The sequence below is a fragment of the Streptomyces sp. NPDC020996 genome (assembly GCF_040641355.1).
Taxonomy (GTDB): Bacteria; Actinomycetota; Actinomycetes; order Streptomycetales; family Streptomycetaceae; genus Streptomyces.
In genome coordinates, this window is record NZ_JBFADM010000129.1 from 1 (window position 1) to 7,119 (window position 7,119).

Sequence of the window (7,119 nt, forward strand, 5' to 3'; positions counted from 1 at the left end):
AAGGGCTTCACCCCGGGCGGCCCCCGTCAGGACCGCCCGGCGCCGGACGGAACCCGGGGAGCCCCGGCGCCGGGCCCGGCCGTCGATCTGCGCGGCGGCACCGTCAACGGAGGCGTGTTCGGCGGCACCCAGCACGGCGGCATCAGCGGCGGGAACTTCCACGGCAATGTGACGATCGGCGACAGCGGCCTCCGCGGCGGTCCCGCACGGGAGGAGGACGCATGAGCGGGCAGGAGGCGCGGTCCCCCGAGCGCCCGGCGCCGGCGGCCCCGGACCGCCCGGCCGAGCAGTCCGGCGGCGAGGCCCGCCCGGCGGACGACGCGCAGCCGGACGCGGGGAAGGAACCGGGGGAACCGGACCAGCCGCAGGACGCGTGGACGGCCCGGCGCGACCTGGTGGACCACGCCCCGACGACCATGAACGTCGGGGCGCGGTCGGCCTTCAACGGCGGCCTGCACGGCGGCACCCAGCACGGCGGCATCAGCGGCGGGAACTTCTCCGGCGACGTCTTCCTGGGCAGCAAGACCGAGATCTTCCAGCTGACCATGCCCGCCTTCGCGGCGTCGGTGTTCGCCTCCGCTTCCGGCTCCCTGTCCGGGTCCGCATCCGGCACCGGGGAGATCCCGCGTGCCGCCATGGAACGGCTCTCCGCGCACTTCGCCGCCGACGACGAGGTCATGGCCCACCTCTCGGACCGGCTGCGCGACGAGCGCGTACTGGTGCTGTCCGGTGGCCGCTTCACCGGCCGACGCACCGCCGCCCTGATGCTGCTCCACCGGCTCGGTGCCTCCCCCGTACGCGCCCTGGACCGCGACACCGGTCCGGGCTCCCTCGCCGACCTGATCTCCGGTGACGGGTCCGGCACCACGGACGGTGCGGACAGCGCGAACGGCGTGAACGGCGCAGCCGCCGCCGGCAGCGGGGAGCCGGCCGGCGGGACGCGCCCGGAGGAGCCGCGCACGAACGCCGGTGGGCAGCCGCACGCCGGGGAGGAGGGCGAGGACGGGGCCGGGGCCCCGAGGCCCGCCCTCGGCTACGCCCTGTGCGACCTCTCCGTCCGCCGCGACAACCCCCTGCGCGAGCACCACCTGCTGGCCGTACGTGACCGCCTGGCCGCGCAGAACGCCTACCTCGTCATCACGGTCGGCCCCGGCACCGCCTTGGAGGACATCACCCCCGAAGAGTGGCGGGCCCCCGCCGCCGCCGATGTCCTCGCCGCCCATCTGGGCACCGGCACGACCCCGAAGACCACCGCGGAACTGCTCGGTCACCCCCTGGTGAAGGACTTCCTCAGCCGTGTCCACCAGCCCCGCGAGGCCGCCCGCTTCGCCCGGCTGCTCGTCCGGTACGCGGCCGGGGAGGTCACCGAGGAGGCGGTGGCCCGGTTCTCCTGGGTCTCGCTCGAACACCAGGTCCAGGAGTGGTTCGCGGAGGACGAGGCGTTGCTTCACCTGCGCGACAAGGCGTTCCTCGTCGCCCTCGCCGCCTTCGACGGCGGCCCGTACCCGCTCACCGCCGAGCTCAGCGACCTCCTCTACCGGTACCTGCAGGAGACCGAGAACCCCTCCCGCGTCCCGGTGGTCCCCGTCTTCGGCACCCACATCGGCAGGCGCCTCCAGGTCGCCCGCGCCCACTCCTTCGTCGACGACGAGCAGACGGAGTGGGGGCCGGTGGCCCAGACGAAGGCCGCCTTCCTCGACGAGCGCACCTCGGCCCTGCTGCTGAGCACGGTGTGGACCGGGCACCCCTCCGCCCGGCCGGCTCTCGTCCGGTGGCTGCGGCACCTCGCCGACGACGGCCGCCCGCTGGTGCGCACGCGCGCCGCGTCCACCGTCGCCGTCCTGGCGCTCACCGATCTGCCTTCGGCGATGGCGTTGATCATCGAGCCGTGGGGCACCTCCGACTGGTTCCGCCACCGCCTCGTCGCCGTCAACGCGCTCACGCTCGCCCACTTCATCGACACGCCCAACGTCCCCCGCATCCTCGACGCCTGGTGCTCGGGCGACGACCAGCGGCTGCGCTGGGTGGCGGTACGGGCGTACGGCCTGCTCGGACCGGAGCGTCCGCAGCAGGCGCTGGCCGCGCTGCGCGGTGCCGCACGCCGACTGCACAACGGCACCGCTGACACCGCTGACACGGCTGACACCGAAGGCCCCGACGCCCGCGACACCCGCGACGTCCCCGGTGGCGAACTGGCCCTGGAACTCGCCCAGTCGGTCGGGTTACTGCTGCTGTCCCCGGCCGCCGACCAAGTCCTCACCGAACTCCGCGCCCACATCGACGACGACCGGGCCGTACGCCGTCTGACCCTCGGCGGCTTCGTGTCCGCCTGCACCCGCACCGAGGACGACGAACCGCACGGCACCCCCCTGGTCCTCGGCTGGTACGCACGCGCGGTCGGTGACGGTGGACCCGCCGCCCACGGCGTGCCCTACCTGTGGCGAGCCGCCCTCGCCGACCCGCACACCACGGGTGATGCGCTCGGCACACTCCGCGAGTGGGTGCTGATCGCCGACCGGTCCCGGGCCGCGGAGTGGGCGCTGGCCGCGCTGCTGCCCGCCCTCGTCACCACGGCCATCGAGCACCACAGGCTGAGCCACCTGCTGCGGACCATGCCCGGCGAGGACGGCGAGAGGCCACCGTCCGTCGCTGCCCGCCTGCTCACCACACTGCCCCACCGCTGACCCGCGCCGGGTCGCCCCCTGAGGAGACACATCCCGATGCCCTTCCGCCCGCCCGAGTGGCAGCAGAACGCCGACCGGCACACCCCGCTGACCGACCCCGTCCTGACGGTGCGCCAGCTGTCCCGCTTCGAGTTCAGCCTCAGGTCGTACGTCCGCATCGACCACGCCCTGGTCTTCTCCACCACCAAAGGGGGCTACGAGGCGTACCTGCCGCCCCGGCGGCCGACGCGGGCCGACATCGCCGCGAACCGGTACACCGCCGTGTACGAGGTGGACATGGGCGTCCACCCGCACACCGCGGAGCTCACCCTGCCGAGCGACAACGACGCTTTCGAGTTCACCGTTCAGGTCGAGCTGTCCTGGCAGGTGCTCGACCCGGCCCGGTTCGTGGCGTCCGGGCACCGGAACGTGCCCGGGCTGCTGCTGAGCGAACTCCAGCAGGCGGCCCGGCCGGTCACCCGCGGGTTCGCCGTCGCCGACAGCGCCGCGGCCGAACACGCGCTCCTGGAGCGGATGCATCTGCTCGGGCCACTCGGCGCGCCCGCCGGTCTGCAGGTCAGCTGGACCCTGCGGGTGCGGCGCGACCAGGAGGACATCGACCACCAGCGCCGCCTCCAGGCCATCGACCACGCGGCCGCGGAACAGATCCACGCGACACAGCGCGGCATGGCGGTCGACGCCGAACTGGACGCCCGGGCCCGGCAGCAGGACACCTTCCAGATCGAACGGGCCATGGCCTTCGGCGCGCAGCAGCACCAGCTGCTCCTCGACCAACAGCGACGACAGCACGAACTCGCCCTGCGGCAAGGCCGGCAGTCCCTGGAACTGCAGCAGCTCGAAGCCGAGAAGATCAACTTCTACCAGTGGCACCTCCAGCAGGGCGGCGTGCACGCCTGGGCGCTGCACCTGGCCCAGCACCCGGAGGACTCCCAGCTGGTCATGAACAGCATGCGGGACGACCAACTCCGCCTGATCCAGGCCCAGATGGACCTCGTCAAGCAGTTGTTGGGCGGCAACGCCGCCGAGAACTGGGAGCTCGAGGGACCCAAACAGCTGGCCCTGCGCACGGTCCACGACATCCTCAACCAGCGCCTGCCGGGCGTGCCCCACGCCGCGCTTCCGCCCCAGCCGGACGGCCCGCCCCCTCCAGGTCCGGCCGTGACAGAACCGGGGCAGGTGGATCCGGGGCGGCCTCATGACGCGCTCCCGGAGGGTGGGCCGCCCGCACCAGCAGACCCCTCGTCCACGGGGCCGGCGCCTGCGGCTGCACCTGCCGCGTCCTGGCCCACCACGTCCTGGCCCGCGCCGTCGTACTACGGCGGGCCGGGTCCGTACGGCGGTCCGGGACCGTACGGCGGGCCGGGTCCGTACGGCGGTCCCGGACCGTACGGCGGTCCCGGACCGTACGGCGGGCCGGGCGTCCCCGGACCCCAGACCCCTGACCCCCACGTCCCGCTGCCGCCGCCCGTATCTCCCTCCGTACCTCCCCCCGTGCCGCTGCCCGCGGCCCCGGTCGCTCCCGGCTCCCCCGCCTGGCAGCCGCCCCCGGGCTACGGACGGCACCCGACCCTGCCGGTTCAGGACGTTCCGAACGCCCTCGACGACGTACCCGACGGCGAAGGCGCACAGGGCGGCGGCGCCGTACCCGGCACCGGGGACGCGCGCGGCACGCTCACGGATCCGGGCAGCGCGCCCCAGTCCGGCCGCCGCGAGGAGACCGGGCCGTGACCGCGCTCGACCCGCCGCCCGCCCCACCGCCGAGCCCGCCCGCCGCTCCGGGCGATGGCCCCGCCGGGCTCCTCCCCCTGTGCGAACGCCTGCTGACCGAGTTACGGGCCGAACTCGCCCGCGCCGACAACAAGGCCTCCGTACTGGTAGGCGCCCTCGGTATGACCGCGGGTGTCTGCGGCGGCCTGCTCGCGGGACGGAGCTGGACACCGGCGGCACTCTCCAGCACCGGTGCCGTGCTGTGGTGGGCGGGGGTGACCGCGCTGGTCCTCTCGCTCTTCGCGCTGCTCCTGACCGTTCTCCCCCGCTACCGCGCCACCCGGTGGGAGCCCGGGCAGCCGCTGTCCTACTTCGGCGACATCCAGGAGGCCGTTCGTCTCGGCCGGCTGGAGTCCGCCCTCGACACCACCCGGCAGGACCCCGCGGCCGCGCTGGCCGCGGCCCTCACCGACACGAGCCGGATCGCCGCACGCAAACACCAGTGGATCCGCGTCGGCCTGATCGCCTTCTGCGCCGGAACCCTCCTCCTGCCCGCCGCCCTGCTCCTCGGCTGACTTCCCGCCCTGCACGTCCCTTCACCGATTCGAGGAATCCCCATGGACCAGCCACCCCGGTACCCGCACCAGCCGCCTCACCAGCCGAGCCCCCCGTACCCACCGGCTACGCCCCCGCAGTACCCGCAGACTCCTCACCCCCCGCAGTACCCGCAGGCAGCCGCCCCCGTCCCGCCCCAGTACCCCTACACCCCGCCCACCCCGCCCGCCGTGCCCGCCATGCCCGCCGTGCCCGCCATGCCCGCCATGCCCGCCATGCCGCCGGTGCCCGCGCTGCCGCCCGGCACACCCCCCGCCCCCACCGACCCGAACCACCCCCACCACATCGACACCGGCCCCCGCCGCATCCACATCGCCGACCGCCAGCGCCGGACGGACGCCACAGCCGTCGGCAGCCTCCTCCTGCACCTGCCGAACTTCCTGTGCAGTCTCTTCGTCGTCGGCCTGGTGTCCTTGTTCTTCGGCGAATTCGGCTTCTTGGTGATCCTGCTCTGGCTCGCCAGCGGCGCACTCGTGTTCCACCGCCCCACTGAACGCGCCCTCGCGCGCTATGTACTCCGACTGCGCCACCCCACCCCGCATGAACGAGCCAGAATCGAACCGGTCTGGCGTGAGGTCACCGGCCGTGCCGGAGTGGAGGGCCGGACATACGAACTCTGGGTGCAGGACAGCGACCAGCTCAACGCGGTTGCCGCCGCCGGTCATATCGTCGGCGTCACCCGGTTCGCCGTGAACCAGCTCCCGAACGGCGAACTCGCCGCCGTCATGGCACACGAGCTGGGCCATCATGTCGGCGGTCACGCCTGGTCGGGCCTGCTCGGCTACTGGTACGCGCTGCCGGGCCGGATCACCTGGCGCGTTCTCAAGACGGTCTCCGTAGTCGCCTTCCATGTCTCGAAGGTCTTCGGCTGTCTCGGCGTCTGCATCGCCGTCCTGATGATCGGCATCGTGGCAGTGGCCACGATCAGCACTCTGTACGGCCTGCCGCTCCTGGTCCTGATCGTGCCCTACGCCCTCGCCGCCGTGGGCCGCCGCTCCGAGCTGCGGGCCGACGAGCACGCCGCCGCGCTGGGCTTCGCCCCGATGCTGGCCGCCGTGCTCGACAAACTGCACCGGCAGGAGCAGTACGAGCAGGCCGTGATCGCCGCACGGATGGGCGCGCCGGTCAAGCAGAGCGCGCTGAGCAGGCTGCTCGCCTCGCACCCGGACCACCCCACCCGGCTGCACCACCTGCAGCCCTACCTCCCGGCGCAGCACCCCCAGCAGCTCCAGCACCCCTCGCAGCCGTACCTGCAGCCGCCCTGCCAGCCGCCGCAGCCACCGTGCCGGCCGCCGGAGCCGTACTGAGCCCGCGGCCGCCCCGCAGCCCGGTCACCCGCCGCCCCACAGGACCGCCGACAGCATCCCCAGCACCAGCATCAGGGCCCAGAAGCCGGTGGACAGCCAGCCGAGGATCACGCCGGTCAGGGCGAAGCCGTCGCCGGGCTCGCCGGTGCGGCGGATCTCGGCGCGGGCGGTGTGGCCCAGGACGATCGCCGGGATGCCGGTGAAGCCCATCGTCGGCACGCACAGCAGACCGCAGACGAAGGCGCCCACGGCCTTGCCGTTGGTCCGCGCCGGGGGCACCGGCAGGAAGGTGCCCGGCACGGGCGCCGGGGCCGTCGTCATCGGCATCGGGCCGTGCGGCAGGTCGGCGACGAGCAGGGCCAGTTCCCCGACCGTGCGGGACGCGTAGGCGCGTGCCACCCGCTTCTCGAACTCGGGCTGCTCCAGACGTCCCTCGCCGAACCCCGCTCTGAGCACGTCCACGGTCCGCTCACGGTCGGCGTGCGAGGCGAGCATCGACGACGCCGCCGACGGCATGTTCTGTCCTGCCCACGGCTGCGGAACACCCTGGCCGGCCCACGGCTGGGGCACACGGGGCCCCTGCTGCCAGGGCCGCGACGACTCATCGGACACGGAGCACCTCCCCCACAACCCCTAGTCCCTCCATCATGTGCCAAGTGGGGAATTCCGGCACAGTCCCACAGCCGTGAATCACGACAAGGGCGGGACCGTGGGCCCTCACAGACGGCCGTGAGGGTGTGTTCCTTGTCCGCCCGGACCAGACCGAGCCCGCTGACTTCGAAGGGGTCGGGCAGACCGCTGCGGAG

At 73.7% G+C, this 7,119-nt stretch carries 5 protein-coding genes and 1 pseudogene; 5 read left to right on the top strand and 1 reads right to left on the bottom strand.

Annotated features, from left to right (window positions below; genetic code table 11):
- The 5 genes and pseudogenes from AB0G63_RS38780 to AB0G63_RS38800 form a co-directional block, all read left to right on the top strand.
- Window positions 1-225, top strand: a pseudogene (locus AB0G63_RS38780) (hypothetical protein); the annotation flags it as partial.
- Window positions 222-2,684 (top strand): hypothetical protein, encoded by a 2,463-nt coding sequence (locus AB0G63_RS38785; protein WP_360760515.1) that lies wholly within the window; start codon window positions 222-224, stop codon window positions 2,682-2,684. The pseudogene AB0G63_RS38780 and the gene AB0G63_RS38785, both read left to right, overlap by 4 nt.
- A gap of 36 nt (window positions 2,685-2,720) precedes the next feature.
- Window positions 2,721-4,412, top strand: a complete 1,692-nt coding sequence (locus AB0G63_RS38790) for a hypothetical protein (protein ID WP_360760517.1) — start codon at window positions 2,721-2,723, stop codon at window positions 4,410-4,412.
- A complete protein-coding gene (locus AB0G63_RS38795) occupies window positions 4,409-4,966 on the top strand; it encodes a Pycsar system effector family protein (protein ID WP_360760520.1) in 558 nt (185 codons plus the stop codon). Before AB0G63_RS38790 ends, AB0G63_RS38795 begins: the two co-directional genes overlap by 4 nt.
- Before the next feature lie 42 nt (window positions 4,967-5,008).
- Entirely contained in the window at window positions 5,009-6,313 is a 1,305-nt protein-coding gene (locus AB0G63_RS38800; protein WP_360760523.1) for a M48 family metalloprotease, read from the top strand.
- A gap of 24 nt (window positions 6,314-6,337) precedes the next feature.
- Here AB0G63_RS38800 and AB0G63_RS38805 read toward each other — a convergent pair whose 3' ends face one another.
- Window positions 6,338-6,829, bottom strand: coding sequence for a DUF1707 and DUF4190 domain-containing protein (locus tag AB0G63_RS38805; protein WP_360760525.1), 492 nt, complete (start codon window positions 6,827-6,829; stop codon window positions 6,338-6,340).
- Between the last annotated feature and the right edge of the window lie 290 nt (window positions 6,830-7,119).